The sequence below is a fragment of the Bradyrhizobium sp. CB82 genome (assembly GCF_029714405.1).
Classification (GTDB): domain Bacteria; phylum Pseudomonadota; class Alphaproteobacteria; order Rhizobiales; family Xanthobacteraceae; genus Bradyrhizobium.
In genome coordinates, this window is record NZ_CP121651.1 from 711,661 (window position 1) to 733,920 (window position 22,260).

23 protein-coding genes and 4 pseudogenes are annotated in these 22,260 nt (G+C 61.7%); 15 read left to right on the forward strand and 12 right to left on the reverse strand.

Going from position 1 to position 22,260, the window contains the following annotated elements:
- The first annotated feature begins 427 nt into the window (after positions 1–427).
- From QA640_RS47345 to QA640_RS47355, 3 genes and pseudogenes are all read left to right on the forward strand, one after another.
- Positions 428–1,714, forward strand: coding sequence for a transposase family protein (locus QA640_RS47345; protein WP_283043374.1), 1,287 nt, complete (start codon positions 428–430; stop codon positions 1,712–1,714).
- Positions 1,715–1,727: 13 nt separating this feature from the next.
- Positions 1,728–2,096 (forward strand): hypothetical protein, encoded by a 369-nt coding sequence (locus QA640_RS47350; protein ID WP_283043375.1) that lies wholly within the window; start codon positions 1,728–1,730, stop codon positions 2,094–2,096.
- Positions 2,097–2,305: 209 nt separating this feature from the next.
- A pseudogene (locus QA640_RS47355) lies at positions 2,306–2,593 on the forward strand (TIM barrel protein); the annotation flags it as partial.
- Between the two features lie 240 nt (positions 2,594–2,833).
- On the opposite strand, the gene QA640_RS47360 reads toward QA640_RS47355, so the two are convergent.
- Complete coding sequence (locus tag QA640_RS47360) at positions 2,834–3,733, reverse strand: Spy/CpxP family protein refolding chaperone (protein ID WP_283043376.1); 900 nt, start codon at positions 3,731–3,733, stop codon at positions 2,834–2,836.
- Positions 3,734–4,477: 744 nt separating this feature from the next.
- Here QA640_RS47360 and QA640_RS47365 point away from each other — a divergent pair.
- The gene (locus QA640_RS47365) at positions 4,478–4,939 is read left to right on the forward strand and encodes a DNA ligase (RefSeq protein ID WP_349253791.1); all 462 of its coding nucleotides are present in this window, start codon (positions 4,478–4,480) and stop codon (positions 4,937–4,939) included.
- Here the strand turns inward: QA640_RS47365 and QA640_RS47370 are convergent.
- Positions 4,899–5,132: a hypothetical protein gene (locus QA640_RS47370; protein WP_283043889.1), complete on the reverse strand. Its 234-nt coding sequence runs from the start codon at positions 5,130–5,132 to the stop codon at positions 4,899–4,901. The genes QA640_RS47365 and QA640_RS47370 overlap by 41 nt on opposite strands.
- A 429-nt stretch (positions 5,133–5,561) precedes the next feature.
- Here QA640_RS47370 and QA640_RS47375 point away from each other — a divergent pair.
- Positions 5,562–5,756 (forward strand): annotated as a pseudogene (locus tag QA640_RS47375) (transposase); the annotation flags it as partial.
- A gap of 225 nt (positions 5,757–5,981) precedes the next feature.
- Here QA640_RS47375 and QA640_RS47380 read toward each other — a convergent pair.
- The gene (locus QA640_RS47380; protein ID WP_283043377.1) at positions 5,982–6,947 is read right to left on the reverse strand and encodes a LysR family transcriptional regulator; all 966 of its coding nucleotides are present in this window, start codon (positions 6,945–6,947) and stop codon (positions 5,982–5,984) included.
- Between the two features lie 100 nt (positions 6,948–7,047).
- On the opposite strand from QA640_RS47380, the gene QA640_RS47385 reads away from it, so the two are divergent.
- From QA640_RS47385 to QA640_RS47410, 6 genes are all read left to right on the forward strand, one after another.
- Entirely contained in the window at positions 7,048–7,380 is a 333-nt protein-coding gene (locus QA640_RS47385) for a nuclear transport factor 2 family protein (RefSeq protein WP_283043379.1), read from the forward strand.
- Positions 7,377–8,159: an SDR family oxidoreductase gene (locus tag QA640_RS47390; protein ID WP_283043380.1), complete on the forward strand. Its 783-nt coding sequence runs from the start codon at positions 7,377–7,379 to the stop codon at positions 8,157–8,159. Before QA640_RS47385 ends, QA640_RS47390 begins: the two co-directional genes overlap by 4 nt.
- A gap of 160 nt (positions 8,160–8,319) precedes the next feature.
- Positions 8,320–8,460 carry a DUF1330 domain-containing protein gene (locus QA640_RS47395; protein ID WP_283043890.1) on the forward strand — a complete coding sequence of 47 codons (141 nt, stop codon included), beginning with the start codon at positions 8,320–8,322 and terminating at the stop codon, positions 8,458–8,460.
- Positions 8,461–8,788: 328 nt separating this feature from the next.
- Complete coding sequence (locus tag QA640_RS47400) at positions 8,789–9,175, forward strand: response regulator (protein WP_283043381.1); 387 nt, start codon at positions 8,789–8,791, stop codon at positions 9,173–9,175.
- A gap of 64 nt (positions 9,176–9,239) precedes the next feature.
- Positions 9,240–9,926 carry an alpha/beta hydrolase gene (locus tag QA640_RS47405; protein WP_283043382.1) on the forward strand — a complete coding sequence of 229 codons (687 nt, stop codon included), beginning with the start codon at positions 9,240–9,242 and terminating at the stop codon, positions 9,924–9,926.
- Positions 9,927–10,049: 123 nt separating this feature from the next.
- Positions 10,050–10,655, forward strand: coding sequence for a hypothetical protein (locus QA640_RS47410; protein ID WP_283043383.1), 606 nt, complete (start codon positions 10,050–10,052; stop codon positions 10,653–10,655).
- Positions 10,656–11,016: 361 nt separating this feature from the next.
- On the opposite strand, the gene QA640_RS47415 is transcribed toward QA640_RS47410, so the two are convergent.
- The 8 genes and pseudogenes from QA640_RS47415 to QA640_RS47450 all read right to left on the reverse strand — a co-directional run bounded on the left by QA640_RS47415 (position 11,017) and on the right by QA640_RS47450 (position 16,890).
- Positions 11,017–11,175, reverse strand: a complete 159-nt coding sequence (locus tag QA640_RS47415; RefSeq protein WP_283043384.1) for a hypothetical protein — start codon at positions 11,173–11,175, stop codon at positions 11,017–11,019.
- A 13-nt stretch (positions 11,176–11,188) separates the two neighbouring features.
- A pseudogene (locus QA640_RS47420) lies at positions 11,189–11,940 on the reverse strand (glucose 1-dehydrogenase).
- Positions 11,941–12,001: 61 nt separating this feature from the next.
- A complete protein-coding gene (locus QA640_RS47425; RefSeq protein ID WP_283043385.1) occupies positions 12,002–13,117 on the reverse strand; it encodes an SDR family oxidoreductase in 1,116 nt (371 codons plus the stop codon).
- Between the two features lie 48 nt (positions 13,118–13,165).
- A complete protein-coding gene (locus QA640_RS47430) occupies positions 13,166–14,104 on the reverse strand; it encodes a D-2-hydroxyacid dehydrogenase family protein (protein WP_283043386.1) in 939 nt (312 codons plus the stop codon).
- 12 nt (positions 14,105–14,116) lie between these two features.
- Positions 14,117–14,940 (reverse strand): annotated as a pseudogene (locus QA640_RS47435) (alpha/beta hydrolase).
- Positions 14,937–15,407: a 2,4'-dihydroxyacetophenone dioxygenase family protein gene (locus tag QA640_RS47440; protein ID WP_283043891.1), complete on the reverse strand. Its 471-nt coding sequence runs from the start codon at positions 15,405–15,407 to the stop codon at positions 14,937–14,939. The pseudogene QA640_RS47435 and the gene QA640_RS47440 overlap by 4 nt, the downstream one beginning before the upstream one ends.
- 134 nt (positions 15,408–15,541) lie before the next feature.
- On the reverse strand, positions 15,542–16,246 hold the full coding sequence (locus QA640_RS47445; protein ID WP_283043387.1) for a glutathione binding-like protein: 705 nt from the start codon (positions 16,244–16,246) through the stop codon (positions 15,542–15,544).
- A 68-nt stretch (positions 16,247–16,314) separates the two neighbouring features.
- Positions 16,315–16,890, reverse strand: a complete 576-nt coding sequence (locus QA640_RS47450) for a carboxymuconolactone decarboxylase family protein (protein ID WP_283043388.1) — start codon at positions 16,888–16,890, stop codon at positions 16,315–16,317.
- A 705-nt stretch (positions 16,891–17,595) separates the two neighbouring features.
- Here QA640_RS47450 and QA640_RS47455 point away from each other — a divergent pair.
- Genes QA640_RS47455 through QA640_RS47470 form a run of 4 tightly spaced genes read left to right on the forward strand, consistent with a single transcriptional unit; the run spans position 17,596 to position 20,968 of the window.
- A complete protein-coding gene (locus QA640_RS47455; RefSeq protein WP_283043389.1) occupies positions 17,596–18,786 on the forward strand; it encodes an acetyl-CoA C-acyltransferase in 1,191 nt (396 codons plus the stop codon).
- 21 nt (positions 18,787–18,807) lie between these two features.
- Positions 18,808–19,635, forward strand: a complete 828-nt coding sequence (locus QA640_RS47460) for a hypothetical protein (protein WP_283043390.1) — start codon at positions 18,808–18,810, stop codon at positions 19,633–19,635.
- An 11-nt stretch (positions 19,636–19,646) separates the two neighbouring features.
- Complete coding sequence (locus QA640_RS47465) at positions 19,647–20,567, forward strand: alpha/beta fold hydrolase (RefSeq protein WP_283043391.1); 921 nt, start codon at positions 19,647–19,649, stop codon at positions 20,565–20,567.
- Complete coding sequence (locus tag QA640_RS47470; RefSeq protein WP_283043392.1) at positions 20,564–20,968, forward strand: hypothetical protein; 405 nt, start codon at positions 20,564–20,566, stop codon at positions 20,966–20,968. Before QA640_RS47465 ends, QA640_RS47470 begins: the two co-directional genes overlap by 4 nt.
- Positions 20,969–20,991: 23 nt before the next feature.
- Here QA640_RS47470 and QA640_RS47475 read toward each other — a convergent pair whose 3' ends face one another.
- Positions 20,992–22,164 carry a patatin-like phospholipase family protein gene (locus QA640_RS47475; protein ID WP_283043393.1) on the reverse strand — a complete coding sequence of 391 codons (1,173 nt, stop codon included), beginning with the start codon at positions 22,162–22,164 and terminating at the stop codon, positions 20,992–20,994.
- Positions 22,165–22,260 lie beyond the last annotated feature (96 nt).

Genomic DNA, 22,260 nt, shown 5'->3' on the forward strand with positions numbered 1-22,260 from the left:
CACTGACCCGAATGGCCCATTCGAGGCCTGTCGGCTAAATAGCTCGCATGCGCGCTGATATCCATGATGGCCCGGAGCCCAACACGCTCCAATCAGAGGCCGGATACATTGATGCAAGACCGCATCGGCCAGGTTAACGAAACCTCTTGCAACGCGGCCGGACCATACATCCGGGTCAATCGCGATAGTTTTGCTCGATCTCCGTTAGGTCCGGTCTACCCCTCACAGCCGACATACAGGCGATAGGCGGATTTCGTCGCGAAGGGCCACAGCACAAAGTCGCTGCGCTCCAGCCCGCTGCGCGGGGGCAAGAGCCGATTGTCAATCGGCGTTCAAATTTGACCCCGCATTGCCTCACCCAGAATGTTACTGGACAATTTCCCGCCGATGACTGGGGCGGCGTCACCGAATCGGGTCGGTGTCGTCGATGGCGGGAAGGATCAGTATGGGCGCGCGGCGCGAGGTGGTGTCGGCGGTGACGGAGCGTTACCGGTCGGCCAAACGGGCGGAGAAGGGGGAGATCCTCGACGCGTTGTGCACGACGACGGGGTGGCATCGCAAGCATGCGGTGCGCGCGCTACGGCAACATGAGACGGTTGGGCCGAGCGAGGTCGAGGCACCACGAGAACGCAGACGAAGATATGGCGCGACGATCAAGGACGCGCTGACGGCTCTGTGGGAGGCATCGGATCGGGTGTGTGGCAAGCGGCTCAAGGTGATGATCCCGACCTTGCTGCCAGCCCTTGAGCAACATGGTCGGTTGCAGCTTGGCCAAGCGGATCGTGGTCGTATTCTGGCCATCAGCGCCGCTACCATCGATCGCCTGCTCGTTGACGTGAAGGTCGCGGCGAGCGGCGGCAGGCGCCGACGTGCAGGGTTCTATTCGGCAATTCGGCGCGAGGTCCCGATCCGCACGTTCAATGACTGGAACAGTCCGCCGCCGGGATTCTGCGAGGTCGACATGGTGGCCCATGGCGGCACGTCAGTGGCTGGCTCATTCATCCAGACCCTGACGATGGTCGATATCGCCACGGGCTGGACGGAGTGCCTGCCATTGGTGACGCGGGATGGCTCGCTGGTCGTCGAGGCGATAAAACACGCACAGAGCCTGTTCCCCTGGCTTTTGCGCGGCGTGGACTTCGATAACGACAGCGCCTTCATGAACGATGTCGTCGTGCCATGGTGTCGCGAACAGAAGCTCGAAGTGACGCGTTCGCGCGCGTACAAGAAGAACGATCAAGCGTTCGTCGAACAGAAGAATGGTGCCGTCGTCCGCCGCCTCATGGGTTACGGCCGCTTCGATGGCGTCGAGACGGCGCACGTGATGGGTCGCCTCTATGCGGCCGCACGGCTCTACGTCAACTTCTTCCAGCCATCCTTCAAGCTGAAGGAGAAGCGCCGCGAAGGAGCTAAAGTGATCAAGCGCTATTATCCTCCGTCGACGCCCTATGAGCGTACATTGGCGCATCCCAAGGTAACCACGGCTGTGAAGAAACGGCTACGCGATCAGTATCGCTCGCTCGATCCAATCGCGCTCTTGGCCGAGATTCGCTCGGCCCAGGAGGAGCTCGGCAATCGTGTCGACCGTCGAGCCGGACAGGCGCGTGGCCCGCAACGCGCCAGCGACCGCAGCCAATTTTGCCAAAACGCTCGGCAAGACGGCGAAGGGCGGCGAGACTCGTGCCACACACCGGCGATCCCGTCGGCCCTATAAAACTAGAGTTCGCATGCCGTCCAAGCTCGACCCACATATTGCTACGATCGAGGGTTGGCTCGCTGCGCAGCCGCAGCTGACGGCACTCGCCATTGTCGGCCGGCTGAGCGAGAAATACCCCGAGGAGTTCGGGACGAGACAGCATTCGATCGTGCAGCGTCTGCTGAGGGCGCTTAGACGCAAGGCTGCCGAACAGCTGGTCGCTCAGGAGGCGCTTGGCGCCGCCACGACCGCTGCCCCATGGCCCGGGGTTGTGGACGGCTCGGGCTATGTAGGGCCCGACCCGCCCACAGCCCCTCTCGTCGAGCAAGCCGGGAAAGCCACCTGGCGCGGCCGATCAATCGACATCGGATCATCATCGGCAATGGCGCCATCAGGGTAACATCTGCAGATGAGGCAATACGGGGGGTCAATATTGCAGGCCGAATGACAGGTTGCGCCGATCCATCCCAAGGCGATGCCGGTGATCCTCACGACTGACGAGGAGCGCGACGTTGGGATGCGTGTTCCCAAGGTCGCGTCACGTTGGCCATCTTAGGCAGAAAGCGCTGCTCATGGCAGGGGCTTTCCAGTCGCGACAGGCTAGTGATGGATCCGGAGCTGATGGCCCAGATCGCGCGCGCGGGCCAAGACCGCCTGCTGGCGTTCCATGTCTGCGACTGGCTGGTGCCGACGAAGGACATCCTCAACGACCGCGGCATGATGGGCGACGGCGTCATCGACATCAAATCGGTGCGCGCCGCGGTCGAGGCCCAAGGCTATGCTGGCTATTCCGAGATCGAGATCTTCTCCAACGACTGGTGGGAGAAGCCTATGGACGAAGTGCTGCACACCTGCATCGACCGGCACCGGAGCGTGGTAAAGCATGATGAGTTCTGATTGAATCGCTGCCAGCCGGAGCGCTCGGTTCACCTCTCCCGTAGGGAGAGGTCGGATCGCATCGAAAGATGCGATCCGGGTGAGGGTCACGGTCTCACTGAGCTCTGCGGCCCCTCACCCCGATTGCTTCGCAATCCGACCTCTCCCCGCTGGGGAGAGGTGAGCACCGAGGCGCCCGACCTGACCTAGACCTAATCCCATCACGCTCTAGGATCATTGCTTAGGCAACGCTGGTGGCGATCACTGGCTTGCCCTCCGGGGCAGCGTGTTGAAGCGCGCCTTCTGCTCGCTGCTGAGCGTCGCGTAGAATTCATCCAATGCGGGCTGCACCCAACTGGCCGCCTCCAGCATGGCTTCGAGTCGCCTCTGCATGGCTTCCAGCCGTCCGACTGGTGTCAACGGCACTTCATTCGGGCAGGTAGCTTGCAGTCCATGAATCGCCTGTTTAGTCGCGTCGCCCAGGCGTTCGAGCGCTTCCTTTTGTTTGCCAGCCGGGTTTACCACTGCATCGATCCGTTCGATCGGCAGCTGCGTCAGGCTTGATTTCGGATCGCCGCAGCTCTCAGGCTGAGCATTCGCTTCCTGCTGCTGGGGCTGCTGTTGCGAAGGCTCGCCGATACCGAGCGCGTTGAAACGTGCCTGCTGCTCGTCGCTGAGCGAACCATAGAACTTCTCGAGCGCCGGCCGCACGATCTTCACCGCCTCGAGCGTGGCGCTGACGCGGTTCGTCATCGCGCGCAAGCGGCCGGGTGGCGTCAGCGCATAGGTATCGGTGCACGACTCCTTGAGCACATCGGCAGCCTTCGCCGCCGCGGCTTTCAATTCGTCGAGCAAAGCGCGCTGCTCCGGCGTCGGCTGGACCGCCTGCGCGATCTCGGCAAGCGGCCAGGCGGTGACGCCCTTGTCCGGATCGCCGCACAATTGCCGCATCTCGTGCTGCTCTTCTTGCGCTTGATGATGCTCGTGGCCTTTCTGCTCGCGGCCATGCTGTTCTAGCGCTTCAGTCTCGTGCTGCTCTTCTTGCGCCTGCTGATGCTTGCCGCCTTTCTGCTTGTGCTGTCCTAGCGCTTCATTATGCTCGCGTATCTCGTGCTGCCCTTCTTGCGCTCGATGATGCTCGCGGCCCTTTTGAGAATGCATCCCGTGTTTTGCCGAATGAACGGAAGGCAGGCCCGATATCGAACTTGGCGAATGCCCCGGAGTCACGCCCGATATCGAACTCGCGGGGCCGACAGTACCCACACCCGTACCAACTCCGCTAACCCCAGCAGCTCCGCTAACCCCGGCAGCTCCGCCGACCCCGCCAACTCCGCCGACCCCGGCAGCTCCGCCGACCCCAGCAGCTCCGCCGACCCCGCCAACTCCGCCGACCCCGGCAGCTCCGCCGACCCCAGCAGCTCCGCCCACCCCGCCAACTCCGCCAATTCCACCAACTCCGCCGACCCCGCCGACCCCACCTACTCCGCCGACCCCGCCAACTCCGCCGACCCCGCCCACTTGCGCATGCAGCGGGCCGGACGCTGCAATCAACAACGCCGGTATCGCGGTTACTGCAAGAAGCCTTGCTTTCCTAATCACGATATCTCCTCCTACTTTTAGTTCCGCGCCCAAGGCGAGCAACTCGAGGATTCAAAATGGTCACTCGCCGACGTTCCATGCAAAAAGGGCGTCACTACATTGCGATATCCCAATAGCTGCGAAACAAGTTCCTTCACTGCGCACCAAAAGAATCTCGGAGACGATCCGACGTGGTGGGGCAAGCGGTAGCGTGAGGTGCCGTGCTCCAAAAACCGCCGCGAATGCTGATCTAAGAGCGACCAGCGTCCCTGACGGCCCCGATTGGCCCCACGAGACCGGCTAGAGCGCGATGGCGACCGCGTGCGCATGATCACGCGCGGTGGCTACAATTGGACCAGCCGTTATCCGTGGATCGTGGAGGCCGCGCGCAAGGTCCGCCAGAAGCAATTCGAGCTCGACGGCGAAGCGGTCGTGCTCGGCATCGATGGCATCTCAGATTTTAACGCGCTTCACTCGCGCAAGCACGATCAGGAAGTGCAGTTCTGCGCCATCGATATTCTCGCGGAAGGCGGTGAGGACTTGCGCATGCTCGCCCGGTCGCTGCGGAAAACGAATTTGGAGCCCCTGCTGGCCCGTCGTCCTGAAGGCGTGTTCATCAATCCTTTCGAACGTGGCGAACTTGGGCCTGATCTGTTTCGAGCTGCCTGCAAGTTGGGGCTTGAACGACTGGTGTCAAAGCATCGTGAACAACCTTACGTCGCTGGCCGATGTAAGTACTGGATCAAAGTCAAGAGCCGGCAGCATCCTGCAATCGAGCGCGAGCTGTAACTCCCAAGGCAGGCTGCTCGCTCTCGTTTGAGCTAGCCGCATTGCATTCTTGGAAGTAGGACGACAGCGCAAGCTCAGCTAGGTACTCCCAGTATTCTGCTTCGGCGAGGAGCTTCCATTTGTTCATGCTGTTGTACGCGGCCTGTTGACGACACAGCGAACCCATCGCACGTAAGCGTCGCACCTTCTCCATTGCGAACCCTCCCTTCGGCTTGTTTTTCACAAAGCGCATTATTGTTTGTCGGCAGTCAAATTTCGCAGATTGCAGTGACGATTGATAGCCCGCGTTTGATAGATTGGTGATAGCGCAATCGTCTGACTTTTGCTGAACGTTGACGCCAGCCAACAGCGCTGCGCACAATGACGGCGCTCTTCCGACAACTTTGTCGATCTCAGCTTGGTTGCGCTCGATGAAGGCAACGAGCTCGTCGCGGGACATCTCGGATAGCGCGTTCTGTTGAGAAGCCGGATCCTTCCGAGTGGGCACGATGTGCCCTGCCCGGTCCAGGACGTTGATCGATAGATCTGCCCGCACGCGCGCTCACGCCTTCATCCTGTAAGACCGACCGCGAGCGACCCGAGGCTAACCACAGCGTCCTGGCGACGACACCTAATCGGCCAGGCGATGCGTCGCCGTCGCGAGACGGTCGAGCATCCGTTCCGCACGCTGAAGATGCGCATGGGCGCGACGCACTTCCTGACGAAGCGCTTGCCGAAGGTCGCCACTGAGATGGCGCTGCACGTGCTCGCCTACAATCTCACGCGCGTGATGAACATCATGGGTGCTGGTGCGTTGATCGCGGCGATTCAGGCGTGAGCCAGGAGCGCTGTCGCGCGCGTGCCACCAACCTCATCATCGATTATAGTGGCTCGGGCAAGCCATTGGGCTGGCTTCCGGGGCCTCGCCGGAAATTATGCCATTTCGGCGCCAATCCGCGACCCCATGGGGCTGTTCAAAGCGCCGCCCCCGCATTGAAACGTTTTCACGCGGCCAAGACCCATAGGAGACATCCAGCGTCGTCACCGGCTCTGCTCACTCAATTCAAGGCTGGCCAGTGCGACGTCGCTGACGCGAACTGTCCGATGACCGTCTTTGCCCTAAACTGGGCCGCGCATCTTGGTCGAGCAAACAGTCGATAAATGCGCGTAGCGCCGGCTGGGCGTGACGGCGGTTCGAATAGTAGAGAAAAAGACCGGGAACGGTTGGGGACCACCCAGCGAGCAGACGCTTGAGCTGGCCTCGCGCGATCGCTTCGTGAATGCGATCGTCGTCGTGCGCGTAGAGGATGCCCAATCCCTGCAACGCGCCTTCGAATACGACATCCTCATGGTTTGAGATCAATGCGCCCGTCACACTCAACTCAATTTTGTTTCCTTTCTTGTCCAGCTGCCATCGATAGAGATTGCCGCTGCCGGGAAACCGCCAGTTGATGCACACGTGGTTATGCAGCTCCGCCGGTGTCTTCGGCTCGCCGTGCCGAGAGAGATAGTCAGGTGATGCGACGGCAATCATCTCGACGTCGGGCGTCAGGCGCACGGCGATCATATCCTTCTCGAGCCGCTCGCCGACGCGGATGCCGGCGTCGAACCGGCCGGCAACGATATCCGTCAATCCATCGTCGATCACGATATCGAGCACGACATCCGGATGCGCTGCATAGAAACGTCCGAGCCTCGGTGCAATCACCTTTCTGACGGCCATGCCGAGCGCATTGATGCGCAACGTGCCGGCAGTGCGGCCGGTAGCCGTCATGGCCTCGGCGACCGCAGCGTCCAGCTCCAGCATCATAGGTGTGATGCGCTCGTACAACCGAGCCCCGGCCGGCGTGGGCGCCACGCTGCGCGTGGTGCGATTCAAAAGCCGCACCCCAAGACGCGTCTCCAGTTGGCGGATCGTCTGGCTCAACGCTGACGCCGATAGCCCCAAATGACCTGCGGCGTGTGCGAAACTCGCGCGTTCGACGACGGCTGCAAAAGCCCTCAATTCGGCAAAATCGGAACCGCGCATTATGCATCATTTCCTAAATAGGCTGATCCAACTATAGGTCATTATCTTATGGATAGAAATCGTCATCTTGGTCACATCAATCGACCGATGGAGATTTGAGATGAGCGAACGCCTTGATATTCCCGAACCGATCGCCGCGTACTTTGCCGCTGACGGGCGCGACGCGATGGCGGTCACGCGATGCTTCACCAACGATGCCATTGTGAAAGATGAGGGGCATACCTACACCGGCCTCCCGGCCATCACGAAATGGCGGACCGACGTGTCGGCCAAGTATACCTTCACGAGCGAGCTTTTGGCCCTCGATGAGACGGATGGCGTGGTTGTCGTCACCAGCCGGCTGACGGGTAACTTTCCCGGGAGCCCGGTCATTCTGCGACACCGATTCCGCCTCGAGCGCGGCAAGATCGCGGCGCTGGAGATCGCCCCATGAGTTTCGATCTTCAGCTCACGAACCGCCGAGCGCTCGTCACCGGCGGCACCAAGGGCGTTGGTGCCGCGGTGGTCGAGGTGCTGCGCGAGGCCGGCGCGAGAGTCGTCACAACGGCCCGATTGCTCCCAACTCAGCCGGCCGATGGCGTGCGTTACGTTGCGGCCGATCTCTCAACGGCTGATGGTTGCAACGCCGTTGCGACGTGGACCTTACAACAGCTCGGTGGCATCGACATCATCGTCGACGTGCTGGGTGGCTCGAGCGCGCCAAGTGGTGGATTCGCAGCCCTCGTTGACAGTGAATGGCAAAAAGAATTGAACCAGAATCTCTTTGCGGCAGTTCGGCTGGATCGCGCGCTGTTGCCGTCAATGATCGCACAAGGATCAGGCGTAATCATTCACGTCACGTCGATCCAACGCCAGCTTCCACTGCCCGAATCGACCACCGCCTATGCCGCGGCTAAATCCGCGTTGTCCACCTACAGCAAGAGCCTGTCAAAGGAGGTCACGCCGAAGGGTATCCGCGTGGTCCGTGTCTCACCTGGCTGGATCGAAACCGAAGCGGCTGTTGCCCTGGCCGATCGTCTCGCGGCACAGGCCGGCACAGACTATGAAGGCGGGAAGCAAATGATCATGAAAGGTCTTGGCGGTATTCCGCTCGGTCGCCCCGCGAAGCCGAAGGAAGTGGCCGATCTCATCGCGTTTCTGGTTTCGCCGCGCGCCGCATCGATTACGGGGGCTGAATACGTCATCGATGGTGGCACTATCCCAACGGTCTAGCGATGTAGCAATGCGGAGGTCGCGGTCGGTGCTTGGCGCATTGCGGCGACGATCAGATAGTCCTTTATGTTGATTCGGCACCTGGCAGGTCTGCTGTTGTGCAAGGCCCAAGAGGTGAGCCTCATCGATTCTTGGAGAGCTGATTCTCAGAGCTTCAGTAATTCCGGGCCGGAGCCATACTGTCGCGCTCGCCTGCTACCGCTCACCGGAATACACCAGGGCGAGGGGACTGCGCGCGGGCGCCGTGGACATCGATATCATCGTGATCGAAGGCTACGACGGCCCGCAGCCAACGGATTGAGCCCCGCTTTGGCGGCGCGCACCACGCAGCCTGATATTTTGCCTCGTAGGTCGTTCGCACCGCCGAAGGTATCATTCTGTGCCTTTCGGTGTCGTTGACGCCGTGCAGCGGAAGTTTGCTGCCGAACCCCAAACTCGCGCTTTGTGCCCCTAACGGACATTTCGATGGGCATTTGCTTAGTCCCTCGGCGATTGCCAATCTGTTCTTGGACGCGGCGGGGTCCTATCCGTGTTGAACCCCTAGTTAAATTTGAGCGTGGCCTAGCCTTTAGGAACCAATGTTCACTTTGGAACATTTCCTTGCCGCAGCGTTCGCGCGAGGGGGAACCGTGTCCGAGTTGCCTTTGCTCCTCGTCATCGAAGACGAGTATCTTTTGCAGGCCGATATTGAGAAGGTGCTGACCGACGCCGGTTTCGCCACTGATATTGTGTCGTCCGGCGAAGAAGCGCTGACGCTGCTCATGGACGGCGCCAGACGTCCCAGCGCACTAATTACGGACGTGAAGCTCGCGGGTCGCTTGACCGGCTGGGAAGTCGCCAAGCGCATCCGAGAGAAGGACCCCTCTTTCCCGGTCATCTACGTTACCGCCTATGATCGGGACTGGCCCGCATATGGCGTTCCGAATAGCATCGTTATCCCAAAGCCGTTCGCGTCAGCGCAATTGGTGACCGCCATTTCCAATCTTCTCAACGCCGGAACGCCATCGACAACGTGAGGCCGCCTCAAGCGGCGGCCTATCTGTCACGCGATCAAAGTTCACGCAGCCAACGGAGACTGCCATGACCAAACCAAGCATCGTTTTCGCACATGGCCTCTGGGCCGATGGATCATGCTTCAGCAAGCTGATCCCGGCGCTCCAAGCCGAGGGCCATGACGTGATGGCCAGTCAGCACGGCCTCGATTCCCTCGCGACCGACGTCGCCGCCGTGAAGGCATGCCTTGCTCGGGTCCCCAGCCCGGCGATCCTCGTCGGTCATTCCTATGGCGGAACACTGATCACGCACGCAGGGACCGATGCCCGGGTAGCCGCACTCGTCTATATCGCGGCCCTCGCGCCGGAGGCCGACGAAACCTCTCAGAGCCTGCTTGGCAAGTTTCCGACGTCCCCCGTGTTCGACCACCTCGATGTGCCGGAAGGGCGCATCTGGCTCAAACAAAGCGGCGTCAAACACTTCGCGGGAGATCTGTCCGAGGCGGAACAAAAGCTGGTGTATGCGACGCAGGCGGCGCCGGTGGCAGACCTCTTCAACCAAAAGGTCGAGGGCACAGCGTGGAACGCCAAGCCCAGCTGGTATGTCCTCGCCACCCAGGACCAGACGGTTCCCCCGGATCTGCAACGTTTTGTCTCGAAGCGCATGAAGGCGACCACGACCGAAGTCGCGTCTTCGCACGTCCCCATGTTGTCGAAGCCCGATGTGGTGCTCGACGTCATCCGCAAGGCCGCTGGCGCGGTGTCAATGTCCTGACGCCAATCGGAAGCATACCGCAAATCCGCCAGGTCCTGGCGGCGCTCGGCCGCGATGTCGTACGGCGACGTTTGTCCCGCGCGAGGCGAGATGAACCAGAAATAGGCAAGGCAGCCACTCCAGATGGAGAACGAGAACAGCGACCCGGTCACAAGCTCCACGCGAGCCCTCTGCTCGAGCGTGGACGCCAATTGCGCGAACGCTACATGCGCGAGAAAGCCTCCCCAGCGACAAGATCCGAATAGCCTGACCTACCGTACACTCGACATTTCCAGCTTTGAGCCGGATACGGTGGAAGCCGTCAGGCGCATGGCCCAGAATTCACGGGACTGGGCCATGGATCACAAAATTCAACAACGACGTTCGGAATGTTCCCAACTCCTGTATGAGGCGTGTGACATCCTGTTCCCCTCGCGTGAGATCAAGTTTTCGCTTTTTACATTCCGGCACCAGTTCATTGCCAACATGAAGAGCATCATGGATCGAGCGGACGTGATCGCAATGGTTGGAGCTGTCGACATTGATTGCAAGACCGATCACTACGCCAAACGTCGCGCGGCTTGGGACAGGTCCAATATCAGGGACGTACCGGCACCGATCGAGGAGCAAGTCTGGCAGATCAGGAGATACCTGAGTGGGGTTGAGGAGCGGGAGACAGGGTTTAGCGCGCTCGCGAGACACAAAGCGATGAAAAAGTCTAAACTGATCGCCGTCAACCAACCCACCTAGACCACCGGTCGAGCATCTAACAGGATTTCGCTCAGCGGCGGAATTGTCGGCGCTGCTCGAAGGGCTCGATTGGCGGCGGGTCCACGCGGCACGGGAGACGGTCGTCCCGACGCAAGCCGGATAATTGTGCGCCGCGCAGGTCCAGGCCGCGGCCGCAGCGGTCACCGTGCTCGAGCGCCGCCTCGACAAGATGGTAAGCTTTGCCGTGCGAGCCTGCTGGTGCGCGTGAGCTGGGCCTGCACATAGTCGAGGCGGGCGCCTGCCTTGGCGACGGCAGCCTTGAGGGAATCGACCTTTCGCGGCGGACACCGGCATAGACGTTGTTGCGGTTTGCGATGGCGGACGCGAGCGCGGCACGCGCCTAGTCCGCTTGTGCCGTCAATTCCACCGCCGAGAGCCGCGTCACGACGTCGCCGGCCTTCGCAGACGAGCCTTTCTCAATGGCGGCGATAAAGGGAGTCAATCCCGATTGGATGACGCCAAAGATGAAGTGACTGTAGCGGCGCGGGATTGCGAACATGGCCTCCTCAAACTCAAAGCGCGCTCAGTCCACCATCGACGACGAGATCGGCTCCGGCCACGTAGCTGCTTTCGTCAGAAGCCAAGAACAGGGCTGCGGCAGCAATCTCCTCGGGCCGGCCAAGGCGGTTGAGTGGGGTCGCAGCCTTGAAGCTCTCCCTAATCGCGTCCGCGCCTTCTTTCGTTACCGCCTGAGCGTCGATGATGGGCGTGTCGATCGCGCCCGGACTGATCGCGTTGACACGGATGCCGCGGTTCTTGAGTTCGGCGGTCCACGTTCGCACGAACGAGCGAACGCTTGCTTTGGTCGCGCTGTAGGCGGTGTAGCGCGGAATGCCCCTTAAACGCGGCGATGGACGAAATCAGGACGATGGCGCCCCCATCAGTAAAGAGAGGCAGCGCCTTCTGAACCGTAAAGAGAAGCCCTCGTACATTGATGGCGAAAGTCTGATCGAAATTTTTCTCCGTGACCTCGACGAGCGACTCCGGATCGATGAAACCCGCATTCGCGACCAAAATATCGATCTTCCCCCTCTCCCTCTTGATCCGGTCGTAAAGCCGATCGATATCCCGCAAGTTTCTGCACGTCCCCTCGAACGGCGGCCGCACGGTCACCGATATTAGCAACCGCCATATTGAGTTCGTCCTGCCGGCGGCCGGTGATGTAGACAAATGCCCCCTCTCTCGCAAACCGCTGGGCTGTCGCGAGCCCGAGGCCACTGCTGCCGCCTGTAACCACTGCCACTTTGCCCTGTAGCCTGAGCATCCTTCTCATCCTTCTAGATTACTGATCCCCGCGATCGACACGCGCCGCGCAAAAACCCACATCATTTGGACGCCGGAGGCAGGAATTTGCGGTCGATCAGAGACTGCAGCGCGTTGCGGAACGAGGTCTCGGTATCGACCGTCTTTGCGAACCCGGCCTGGCGCAGCTTGATGGTACTCACGAAGGCTCGCGGTCCCGCCGGGGCGCCATAGGCGAACGCGAAGTCCGCATGCTGGTCTCCTTGACCGACCAGCTCCCGCAGGTTCCGCGAGCGAAGACCATACTTCGCGACAATCTTGTCCCAGATCGCGGCGTTTTCGGCGAGGTAGGCCGTCACGCTCGTCGGCGCGTCCGGTCCCGTCTCTGCACCGAGAGTCTCGGCGATACCCGGCCACACATTACGCCACTCGAACACATCGCCATTGGTGATGTTGAAAGCCTCGTTCGCTGCCTGCGGCGATTGGGCGGCCCAGACCGCCACGTCTGCAACGAGATCTGCATCGGCGGCTTCCCAAACGAATGACGGACCTCCCGGGAAGCCGAACGGCTCCCCCCTCTCGCGGCGGATCGCCGCATAGACTCCGATGGCAGGGAGAACGTTCAGAGCCCCTGGGGTCGGACCGGTGACGAGCTGCGGGCGCAGAGCCGTGTAGTTGAAACCGTGCTTGGCACCCATCTCGCCGACATAGGCCTCCTGATCGAAGAAGAAGTTCGGGTGATCCTTGCGGGCATCACGTTCGCGAGCCGGGATGGGAATGGGATGCAGGTGCACGCCATAGACCTTCGTCCCCTGCAGGATGCTGATGTGCTGGAAATTCCTGGCGCCGCGGACGATGGACTCGACCACGTTGCGCAGCATGGCATTGTTGGTCTCGATCTGATCCTTGCTCGACCAGCCGGCGACCAGCTCGGGCTTTTCGTGGAGAGCCGTATAGGCGATGTGCGTGACGTCGGTCAGCGGTTCGAATGCGGCGCGGGTCTTTTCCTGGTCACGCAAATCGACCGACAGAAAGTCGACGTTGCGGCCGCTCGGCAGCTCTGGCTCACGGCGCGAGACACCGACCACCTCCCAACCCGCGTCCAGAAATCTCTCGATGGCCGCGACGCCCAGCAGGCCGCTTGCACCTGTGATCAATACCTTCTTCGGGACGTCTTTTCTCTGATTGGTCGTGCTCATGATTTCAATCCTCGTTGTTTAGTAAGAGTTTGTCGCGCGTGAGGACGGTTACGCAGCCGCGTTGGCCTCGAGCCACTTCGTGATGTTGGCTGCGGCATCGCCGTAGAAGGTCCGATAGAGATCTTCGGTCACGTAGCCGATGTGAGGCGTCGCCAGGACGTTCTCCAGTTTCCGGAAGGGATGATCGATAGGCAACGGCTCGATGTCGAACACATCGACGGCGGCGCTGGCGATCCGGCGCGCCTGCAGCGCTTCGATCAGAGCCGCTTCGTCCACGATCGGACCGCGCGATGTGTTGACGAGTCTCGCCGTCGGCTTCATCAGGGCGAACTCGGACCGCCCGATCAGGCCTGTGGTGCGCCTGCTCAGGACGAGATGCACCGTGACGACGTCCGCCTCGCGAAACAGGGTCGGCTTTTCGACGCGGGTAGCGCCGGCGGCACTGGCCGTCTCCTCGGTCAGGTTCTGGCTCCAGGCGATCACCTTCATGCCAAAGGCAAGAGCGATCCGCGCGACTTCTTTTCCGATGTTGCCCAACCCAACGACCGAGAGCGTTTTGCCCCGCAGGTTCGAGCCGAGACCGGTCTGCCATCCCCCCGCCTTGAGCGACGCCGCCTCTCGGTCGATGCCCCGCATGTTCGCCAGGATCAGCGACCAGGTGAACTCGATGGTCGGGGTCGAGTCGTAGCCCGTCGCGGTGACCGCGATGCCGAGATCGGTCGCGGCCTGGCCGTCGATGGACGCGTTTCGCGGTCCCGTCGAAGCTATCAGCTTGAGGTTCGGGAGCTGCTGCAGGATCTCCCTTGGAAGCGGCGTCCGCTCACGCATGATGCAAACCACATCGAACGGCTGCAACCGTTCGATGACGGCCGAGGGGTCGGCCACGTGGTCGTTGAACACGGTGATCTCGGCGTGCTGGCGGACGCCAGACCAGTCAGCGAGCCGCAGCGCCACGTTCTGGTAATCGTCGAGGATGGCAACCTTCATTGCAGCCCTCCGTCAGCGATCGGCGGCGAAGAACTCGGCCAGAGCTCCAGCTACCGCCTTGGGATCGTTCTCCATCGGAATGTGACCGGCCGACTTGATCCGGACGAGCCGCGTTTCTGGGATCTCCCGAGCGTAGCGTTCGGCGTAGTCGATGGTCTGAAACGGGTCGTCCTCGCCCCACACCAATAGCTTTGGCTCCCTGGACTGCAGTAATGCCGGCAGCATCTCCATGGTGTAGCGATGGTCGGCGGCGCCCGCGAGCGCCAGCCAGGATCGAGCGACCCGTGGATCCGTCCAGGGATTGAGATACTCCGCGATCTCGGCTTCGCTGGCCGGTCGTCCGAGCGCCTTCACGACCGATACGCGACGCGCAGCCAAAATGTCGTCGCGCGTCGTTGCCGCAGCGACCGCCGGATCCCGGAAGCGGGCAACGCCTGGCACCGGCCATGAGTCGTACATAGTACCGTTCACGACGGCCACGCGTGGGACCTCCACGTCCTTTGCGAGCATCAGTGCTGCGCGACACCGCCACCGATGTCGTGGCCGGCAACCATGACTGGGTCCTTATGCCCGAGCGCCTGGAGGAAACGCACGAGCCACGCCGAAAGACGTGGTACCGAAGCCTCGCTCAGGGCGAGTTCGCCTCCGGAGCGGCCAAAGCCGGGGAAATCGACCGCTACCGGGCGGAGACCAGCGGCAGCGATGCCCTCGAGCACAGGCTGCCAGACGCGACTCCAATAGGTGCCGTGAAGCAGGAGAACCAAGGGGCCGCCTTTGCCGGCGGTCAGATAGCTGATCGGCAAGCCACCCACATCGACAGTCTCTCGTCTCGTCATCGCACGATCCTCTTCACATGGTCCTTGCCGAGCCCGACGGCTTCGTAGTGCTGCATGGCGTGTTCGAGCTTGGTGAAGACATCTTCGTATCCAAGCGCCTCGCCGTAGGGATCGACGTACGTGTACCCGCCCGTCACGTGGAAAAGCGTGGCCATCTCTTTGACGTCATCCGGAACGACCAGCGTGTGCGTCTCGCCGGGCGGCTCGAACGCATAGTCCCCAGGGGACGCGACCCAGTCGTGCTCGAGGTACCGCCAGCTTCCGCGCAACGTGAAGGCATGCACCGGCCCGGAATGGCGATGGCGCGACAGCACGCCCGAGGAGCGGACCCGAAGGATGTTGATGTAATAACCTTGGCTCACATTGAGCACGAGCGGCCGGAAGGCGACGGTCGGCGATTGCGGGACCCATTCCCGCTCGTCCCCGTCAAGCGCCAGCGCAGAGCCGATGAATACATCCGGCACCATGCCAATGGGCTGTGGTTTCTGGTATGCGATCTTCCTTTGATCGATGGACCTGCTTTCGGACGCCTGCATGTTTTCCGACGAGGACTTCATCGCTGTTCTCCTTCCATCGCGTGAAACGAGGTTCTATCCTTCCGTCACGCCACCGACGCCCTGCTCGCTGTTTGCCCGAAAAGAATCTTCTTTCCCTCTTCCGTAACCGCAGGGCGGCTCGAGTACGGTTCGCCTCTCGCGTAGGCCCGTTGCGTGCCGGGACGCTGGCGCACGGCGTCGAACCAGCGCCGCAGGTTCGGGAAGTCATCCAGATTCTGCTGTTGGCGCTTCCACGGCACGACCCAGGGATAGGATGCCATGTCGGCGATGCTGTAGGTGTCGCCGACAATGAATGCGCGGTTTTCGAGGTGGCGATCGAGCACCCCGTAGAGACGGTTCGTCTCCCCGACGTAGCGGTCGATCGCGTACGGGATCTTAGTCGGCGCGTAGACACCGAAATGGTGGTTCTGACCGGCCATCGGCCCTAAGCCGCCGACCTGCCAGAACAGCCACTCCGTCGCGGTCTTGCGGCCGCGGGTATCCTTCGGAAGGAAGCGGCCGGTCTTCTCGGCCAGATACAGCAGGATGGCGCCCGACTCGAACACGCTGATAGCCTTGCCTCCGTCGGCCGGCGCAGTGTCGACGATCGCCGGCATGCGATTATTCGGCGAGATCGCAAGAAAGTCTGGCTTGAACTGATCACCGGCGCTGATGTCGACAGGATGGATCACGTATTCCAGCCCAGCTTCCTCCAGGAACATCGTGATCTTGTGGCCGTTCGGCGTTGGCCAATAAAAGAGTTCGATCATGTTCGGTCTCCTTGCGCGTCAGGCGCGACGGCTGCCTGCGCAACAACAAAGGCAGCCTCGTTCACGTATCAGGCGGCGGGCTTCAACTTGCCCGGCGCGCTCCACTCGGCGCCCTTCATGAACGAATCGTTCGGGGTCTCGGCGAGATGGTTCGTGTAGTTGGAGATGAGCTTGGTCGCGGCGAGGACGAGCACGTCCAGCACCGACTGATTGTCGTAGCCCGCGGCCTTGAAGGCGGCGACGTCGGCCTGGCTCACGACGCCGCGCTGCCGGGTGACCTTGGCCGCGAACTGGCGCAAGGCCTCTAGCTTCGCGTCGGCGATGGGGCGGCCCTCGCGGACGGCGGAGATTGCCTCCGGCTCCACCTTGGCCATGCGCGACAGATTGGTGTGACCGGCCATGCAATAAGTGCACTCGTTCTCGTAGATGATAGCGAGATAGACGATGTTGCGCTCTTGCGGGGTGAAACTGGTCTTTTCGGCAATCCCCCAAAGGGTGCTGTAAGCCTCAAGTGCTGCCGGACTCTCTGCGAGGACGCGGCGCAGGTTGGGCACGAAACCCCAAGACTTCTGAACGCCGTTGAGGATTTCGGCGGAAGCCGCCGGCGCGGTTTTCGTGTCGTGAAGCGTAAATCCGTTGATCATTTCTCTCTCCCGTCTCCTGGTCAGAACGTAGGACAGCACCCTCGCCCATTCCCCGGCGCTACGGCAGGCGTGATCTGGCGATATCATTCATTCCGGCGGGGAATGGGTCCTCGCGCAAATGAGCCGGCGGCCATGGTTCCGGGACCCTCCCTCGTTGGATCGCCCGACGAACCTGGAAAGGCGAGACGCTCGGCAGCGACTGGAGGGACTTGCTGGATCCTGTGACGGTCCTCGGTCCCGGTATGGTCGCTCACGTCGCGCATTCACTGCTCTCGCAGGCGAGGAGCCAGAAAGACCTGATTGCTCGCCAAAGCGCGGCAAGCGAGCTAAATGTTCTAAGAGATTGCTAAACTGGAAGCTGTTCTAGCCGTGTCGGAGCATCTCGCAGCGGAGCGCTTCGTGAGCAGCGTCGGTCCGGGCGGCATAGGCAAACCTCCCGCGCAGAACCCGGTTCACTCTACTCCCCGATGCCCACTCTGGGCCAGCCGGATCCGAGCACAATCCAGGAAAGGCCGAGGGCGCAATAGGAACAAAGACGCAGCATGGATAGTGATCGGAAGGTCGACGGCGGAGGGCCCTCCTTAACCCCCGCCGCATATTCTACGCAGGAATAAGTATTGTTGCGAAGACGGCTCTGCCGGAATCATCCCATGCACGACAGCTAGGTTCTCAATTGCTGTGCGTCTTCTCGGCGGAGGTCTTTCCATGACATCGAAGCACTCGGTGGTGATCGTTGAGCCGGTTCGAACGGCCATCGGAACATTCGGCGGAACCTTGAAGGATATTCCGGCCGTCGAACTGGGTGCGGCGGCGATCGATGCCACTCTTCAGCGTTCCGACCTGCGGCCTGACGAGATCGGCACGGTCGTCATGGGAAACACGGTGCAGGCCGGCAACAAGATGAATCCCGCGCGCCAGGCCGCGATCCAAGGGGGACTTCCGGTCCAGGTACCTGCCATGACGGTGAATCGCGTCTGCGGCTCCGGCGCGCAGGCGATCGTTTCCGCGGCACACGAAATCCTGATGAATTCGGTGGATGCCGCCATCGCTGGCGGCATGGAGAACATGGACGCAGCTCCGTACCTGATCGCGCGCGGCCGATGGGGCCACCGCTTGGGGGACGGCACCCTCTACGACAGCGTGTTGCGCGACGGCCTCAACGATGCCTTCTCGGACGCGCACTCGGGCTGGCACACGGAAGACCTGGTCACGAAGTTTCAGATCAGCCGAGCAACGCAAGACGAGTGGGCCCTGCGTTCGCATACGCGGTTTTCCGCCGCGCAGAGCGCCGGCAAATTCGAGGGCGAGATCGTGCCCGTCGAAGTTCTCACCCGAAAGGGACCGAGTACGTTCCAGGTCGACGAGCATAACCGCCCGGATGCAACGATCGAGGCGCTGGGCAGGCTGAAGCCGGCTTTCCGCGATGGCGGCACGATCACCGCGGGCAATGCGCCCGGCTTGAACACCGCCGCAGCGGCGATGGTGCTGGCGGGAGAGGATTGGGCCGCCAAACGCGGCCTGACGCCGATTGCCCGGCTCGTGTCCTACGGCATCGCGGCGGTCGAGCCGGGCATGTTCGGCCTTGGCCCGATCCCCGCTGTCAGACAGGCGCTGGCGCGCGCCGGCTGGACCAGTGATGACGTCGAGCGCATCGAGATCAACGAAGCGTTTGCCGCCATAGCACTTGCGGTCATGCAGGAACTCAAGCTGCCGCCCGAGATCGTAAACGTCGAGGGCGGCGCTATCGCCCATGGCCATCCGATCGGCGCGACAGGCGCTGTGCTGACCACCCGTCTCCTCCATTCGATGCGCCGGGATGGACTCAAGAAGGTTATTGTCACGATGTGCATCGGCGGCGGCCAGGGGATCGCTCTGGCACTCGAGATGATCGCGTGAGGATAACCACAGGAGCATTCCATGGTCCTTCTTGTGACGAGCGCCTCAGGCGCGAATGGCTCGGGGCACGGCAAGCTCTTAGCGTTCGATGCGGACGGCAAACTGCTCGGCCCGTTCAGTGAAGACGCCCGGATCGTCGACCCGCGCGGGGTCGGCGTCGACGATTCATTGCTCTTCCTCAACAGAGGTTCGGACCGCGTTCTGGCACTCGATGGCAAGGCGCGTGTGGTGCGCGAGACCGGCGCAATACCCAGGCTAAACCCAGGCGGCGGTAATTTTGGACCAGATGGCCGGTACTACGTCGGATTGCGCGCTGCGCGGACGATCGTGGCGTTTGCCCCGACGCTCGATGGATCCGGCGAAGTTGTACTTCCGACCGCAGTGGTCCCGTTCCCGCGCGGTTTTGCGTTCGGACAGGACGGCACGCTCTTTCTCGCATCCGGCATCGGCCCGGGCGGCGAAGGCGACAACACCATTCTGGCATTCGGTCCGGAGTGGACGGTCAATCCTTCCTGGAAGGTCCAAGATCCGGATCTCAGTCCGCTCGATCTCACGATCGCGCCAAACGGAAACGTGGTCGTCAGCAGTGAACGACCATTTGGAGATCCGAACGCGGTGACGACTCTCCGCGAATATGATCGATCCAACGGCCGTCTTGTTCGCGTCCTTGCTCCGGATCGCGGGCTGGGGTTTCGAAAGCCGCGCGGCCTACGCTTCGGGTCGGACGGAAAGCTGTATTGCGTGGCCCAGGACGAAGTCGTCGCGTTCGATTTCGCGACTGGTAAATCTCTTGGCCCCGTGGTCAGGCTGCCGGGCCTCAACGGCCAGGCCGTCATCTTCTTTGGATAGGGAGGAAAAGGATGAAAGCGTCGGAAACAGCGCAGCGGTTCACGCATGAGCAATGGCCGTACGAGCCGAAATTCAAGCAAGTCAACGGCTGGCGCATGCACTACATCGACGAGGGCGCCGGCGATCCGGTTGTTCTCCTCCACGGCAACCCAGCCTGGGGATTTCTGTACCGGAAATTCATCAAGCCGCTGACCGCGGCGGGAAGGCGCGTGATCGTGCCGGACATGGTCGGCTTCGGGCTCTCCGAGAAGCCCGTCCGCGAACAGGCCCACACGCTGGACGGACACACCGCCAACCTGACCGGTCTCTTGCGACAACTCGATGTGCGCAACGCGACCATGGTTTGCCACGATTGGGGCGGACCTACCGGCCTCGGGTTCGCCCTGTCCAATCCGGACCGCGTCTGCGCCCTGGTCATCATGAGCACGTGGGCATGGCCGCTGCCTCCGGCCGAATTTCACAAGCAGATTTTCCCATGGCGCATAATGCATGCGCCCCTCGTCGGGCCCTATCTTCTCGGACGCCACAACGCGCTTGCAGGTCGCGGGATGTATCTCTCCGTGGTCGACCGCAGGAAGTTCAGGGACGAGGCGCAGCCCATTTATGAGGGCATGTTGCCCGATTCAGCATCCCGTCTTCTCACATGGACCTGGCCGCGTTGGATACCGTTGGACGAAAGCGCACGCGGCTTCGCGCGCTTCGAATGGCTCGAGCGCGAGCTGAAGAAGTCGAAGTTTCCGACGCTGCTGGTCTGGGGCAGAGAGGACGAGGTGTTCGACCACAAGACATTCGCGACGCGCTTCAAGGAGCTCTTACCGCACGCCGAAGGACCCGAACTAGTGACAGGTCGGCACTTCCTGCAGGAGGACTCCGGCGACGAGATCGCCGGCAAGATCAACCGTTTTCTCGATCGCATCGATGGGAGGCAGTGACGACGAAGATCGAAATCATCGATGATCCCGAAATGAGCGGAACTAGAAGGGCACTGGTGTTAACCGAGGATCGCCTCGGCCATTACCCCGAATTCCGGGATTTCTTCGTGAACCGCTTCGCGCTGAATTCCGCAGGTTTGTCGCGACCTGGCTACGTGCGGGCTCCTTCGGGAATGATCTACGCGCTGGTGTTCATCGGGCGGAGCGGCGAGCCGTTTCCGGACGGGCTCGAGGTCTACGCCCTGCCCTATGCGCTTGAGACCTTGGACGACACCAATGTCGATACCGATTTGTGGGCGCTGCTCAGGTGGATCATCGACGGTGTCGGCGGTGAATGGCGCGTCGAGGACCTGGACGCAACCGGGCGGCTTTATCAGCTGAGCGCCGCCGGTGCAGGATAACGAGTGCGGCGCTTACCTCCCCCTCATTCTGCGGCGAGCGCCTTGAACTCTCTAGCCTCGTGCAGGATCACGCCCGAGAGCGGATCGAACTGCCCGACCCACGGCTCGCGTGCGAGCACTGCCTTCGTGTGGCCGTAGCCCGCGTCCCAACGCCGCCTGATGCCGTCAGGACTGAAATCAACGTCCTTGGTGTGATCCTCGTAATCGAGTTGCGGAGCCAACAGCTGCACCACGTGCATCCGGGTCTGGCAGCCATAACCCATCAATTCGCGCACCTCCGGTCTGTCGCGCTCGGCATCAGGCAATCGCGCCGCAAGCTCGTTGATGACGTGGCGCAACCGGTGGGCTTGCTGATGTCGCGTGATCTGGCTTGCGATCCGGCTGGAATACTGCACGTCCTTGTGGCGATTGAGGACTTCCGCCATCGTGCTTGGCTCGCCGCCCACTGGATTCCAGAGGTGGACCGTGAAGATGAGCGAATCCCTGCGCGGGTTGTCGTCAAACACCACCTCGGTGGGCGTGTTGGAGAGGATGCCGCCGTCCCAATACAATTCGCCATTGACACGCACCGCTGGAAATGCCGGCGGCAGCGCGCCGGACGCCATGATGTGCTTCACGTCCAGCTCGCAGCGGCGGCTGTCGAAATATGTCATCTGGCTGGTGCGCACATGTGCCGCCCCGACCGTGAGGCGCGGCTTTCCTCCGTTGATGAGATTGAAGTCTACGAGCTCGGAGAGAGTGGCCTCAAGCGGTGCAGTCGAATAGTAGCCGGCGTGGTCTGTGCCCAGCGGATAGCAATCGCCGACATGGGCGAACGGATTGGGCGTAAAGAAGCCGGGTATGCCGTGCGTCAACGTCGTCCAGTAGGACCATTTGTCGCCAAATCCCGACAGGACGCCGCTAAAACCCCACTGCGGCACGCGCTGCACCCTGCTCCAGAATTCGCGCAGTCGCGGCAGACGATCCTGCGGTGCGTTTCCGGTAATGAGGCTGGCGTTGATGGCTCCGATGGACGTGCCGACGATCCAGTCCGGCTCGATGCCAGCCTCTTGCAGCGCCTGGTACACGCCGACCTGGTAGGATCCCAATGCACCCCCACCCTGCAGAACGAGTACGATCTGGCCAGGGACGCTGGCCCGGTCGAATGTGCGCCTATGCGAGATAGGTGCTGTCGGGCGTTCGATCGGTTGCTCCATTCGGGACGTCCTAGTTCCACCTGTTGGCATGCGTTGCCGCATCCGATTCAATGCGTTGGCGAGAGCTTGTCAACTACGCAAGGCGCGCAGGCGGCC

Excerpts from the sequence above, each read along its gene's own strand:
- QA640_RS47345 (WP_283043374.1), top strand. The coding sequence starts at position 428 with ATGGCGGGAAGGATCAGTATGGGCGCGCGGCGCGAGGTGGTGTCGGCG.
- QA640_RS47350 (WP_283043375.1), top strand. The coding sequence starts at position 1,728 with ATGCCGTCCAAGCTCGACCCACATATTGCTACGATCGAGGGTTGGCTC.
- QA640_RS47360 (WP_283043376.1), bottom strand. The coding sequence starts at position 3,733 with ATGCATTCTCAAAAGGGCCGCGAGCATCATCGAGCGCAAGAAGGGCAG.
- QA640_RS47365 (WP_349253791.1), top strand. The coding sequence starts at position 4,478 with ATGATCACGCGCGGTGGCTACAATTGGACCAGCCGTTATCCGTGGATC.
- QA640_RS47370 (WP_283043889.1), bottom strand. The coding sequence starts at position 5,132 with ATGGAGAAGGTGCGACGCTTACGTGCGATGGGTTCGCTGTGTCGTCAA.
- QA640_RS47380 (WP_283043377.1), bottom strand. The coding sequence starts at position 6,947 with ATGCGCGGTTCCGATTTTGCCGAATTGAGGGCTTTTGCAGCCGTCGTC.
- QA640_RS47385 (WP_283043379.1), top strand. The coding sequence starts at position 7,048 with ATGAGCGAACGCCTTGATATTCCCGAACCGATCGCCGCGTACTTTGCC.
- QA640_RS47390 (WP_283043380.1), top strand. The coding sequence starts at position 7,377 with ATGAGTTTCGATCTTCAGCTCACGAACCGCCGAGCGCTCGTCACCGGC.
- QA640_RS47405 (WP_283043382.1), top strand. The coding sequence starts at position 9,240 with ATGACCAAACCAAGCATCGTTTTCGCACATGGCCTCTGGGCCGATGGA.
- QA640_RS47410 (WP_283043383.1), top strand. The coding sequence starts at position 10,050 with ATGGAGAACGAGAACAGCGACCCGGTCACAAGCTCCACGCGAGCCCTC.
- QA640_RS47415 (WP_283043384.1), bottom strand. The coding sequence starts at position 11,175 with ATGTTCGCAATCCCGCGCCGCTACAGTCACTTCATCTTTGGCGTCATC.
- QA640_RS47425 (WP_283043385.1), bottom strand. The coding sequence starts at position 13,117 with ATGAGCACGACCAATCAGAGAAAAGACGTCCCGAAGAAGGTATTGATC.
- QA640_RS47430 (WP_283043386.1), bottom strand. The coding sequence starts at position 14,104 with ATGAAGGTTGCCATCCTCGACGATTACCAGAACGTGGCGCTGCGGCTC.
- QA640_RS47440 (WP_283043891.1), bottom strand. The coding sequence starts at position 15,407 with ATGGTGCCGGATGTATTCATCGGCTCTGCGCTGGCGCTTGACGGGGAC.
- QA640_RS47445 (WP_283043387.1), bottom strand. The coding sequence starts at position 16,246 with ATGATCGAACTCTTTTATTGGCCAACGCCGAACGGCCACAAGATCACG.
- QA640_RS47450 (WP_283043388.1), bottom strand. The coding sequence starts at position 16,890 with ATGATCAACGGATTTACGCTTCACGACACGAAAACCGCGCCGGCGGCT.
- QA640_RS47455 (WP_283043389.1), top strand. The coding sequence starts at position 17,596 with ATGACATCGAAGCACTCGGTGGTGATCGTTGAGCCGGTTCGAACGGCC.
- QA640_RS47460 (WP_283043390.1), top strand. The coding sequence starts at position 18,808 with ATGGTCCTTCTTGTGACGAGCGCCTCAGGCGCGAATGGCTCGGGGCAC.
- QA640_RS47465 (WP_283043391.1), top strand. The coding sequence starts at position 19,647 with ATGAAAGCGTCGGAAACAGCGCAGCGGTTCACGCATGAGCAATGGCCG.
- QA640_RS47475 (WP_283043393.1), bottom strand. The coding sequence starts at position 22,164 with ATGGAGCAACCGATCGAACGCCCGACAGCACCTATCTCGCATAGGCGC.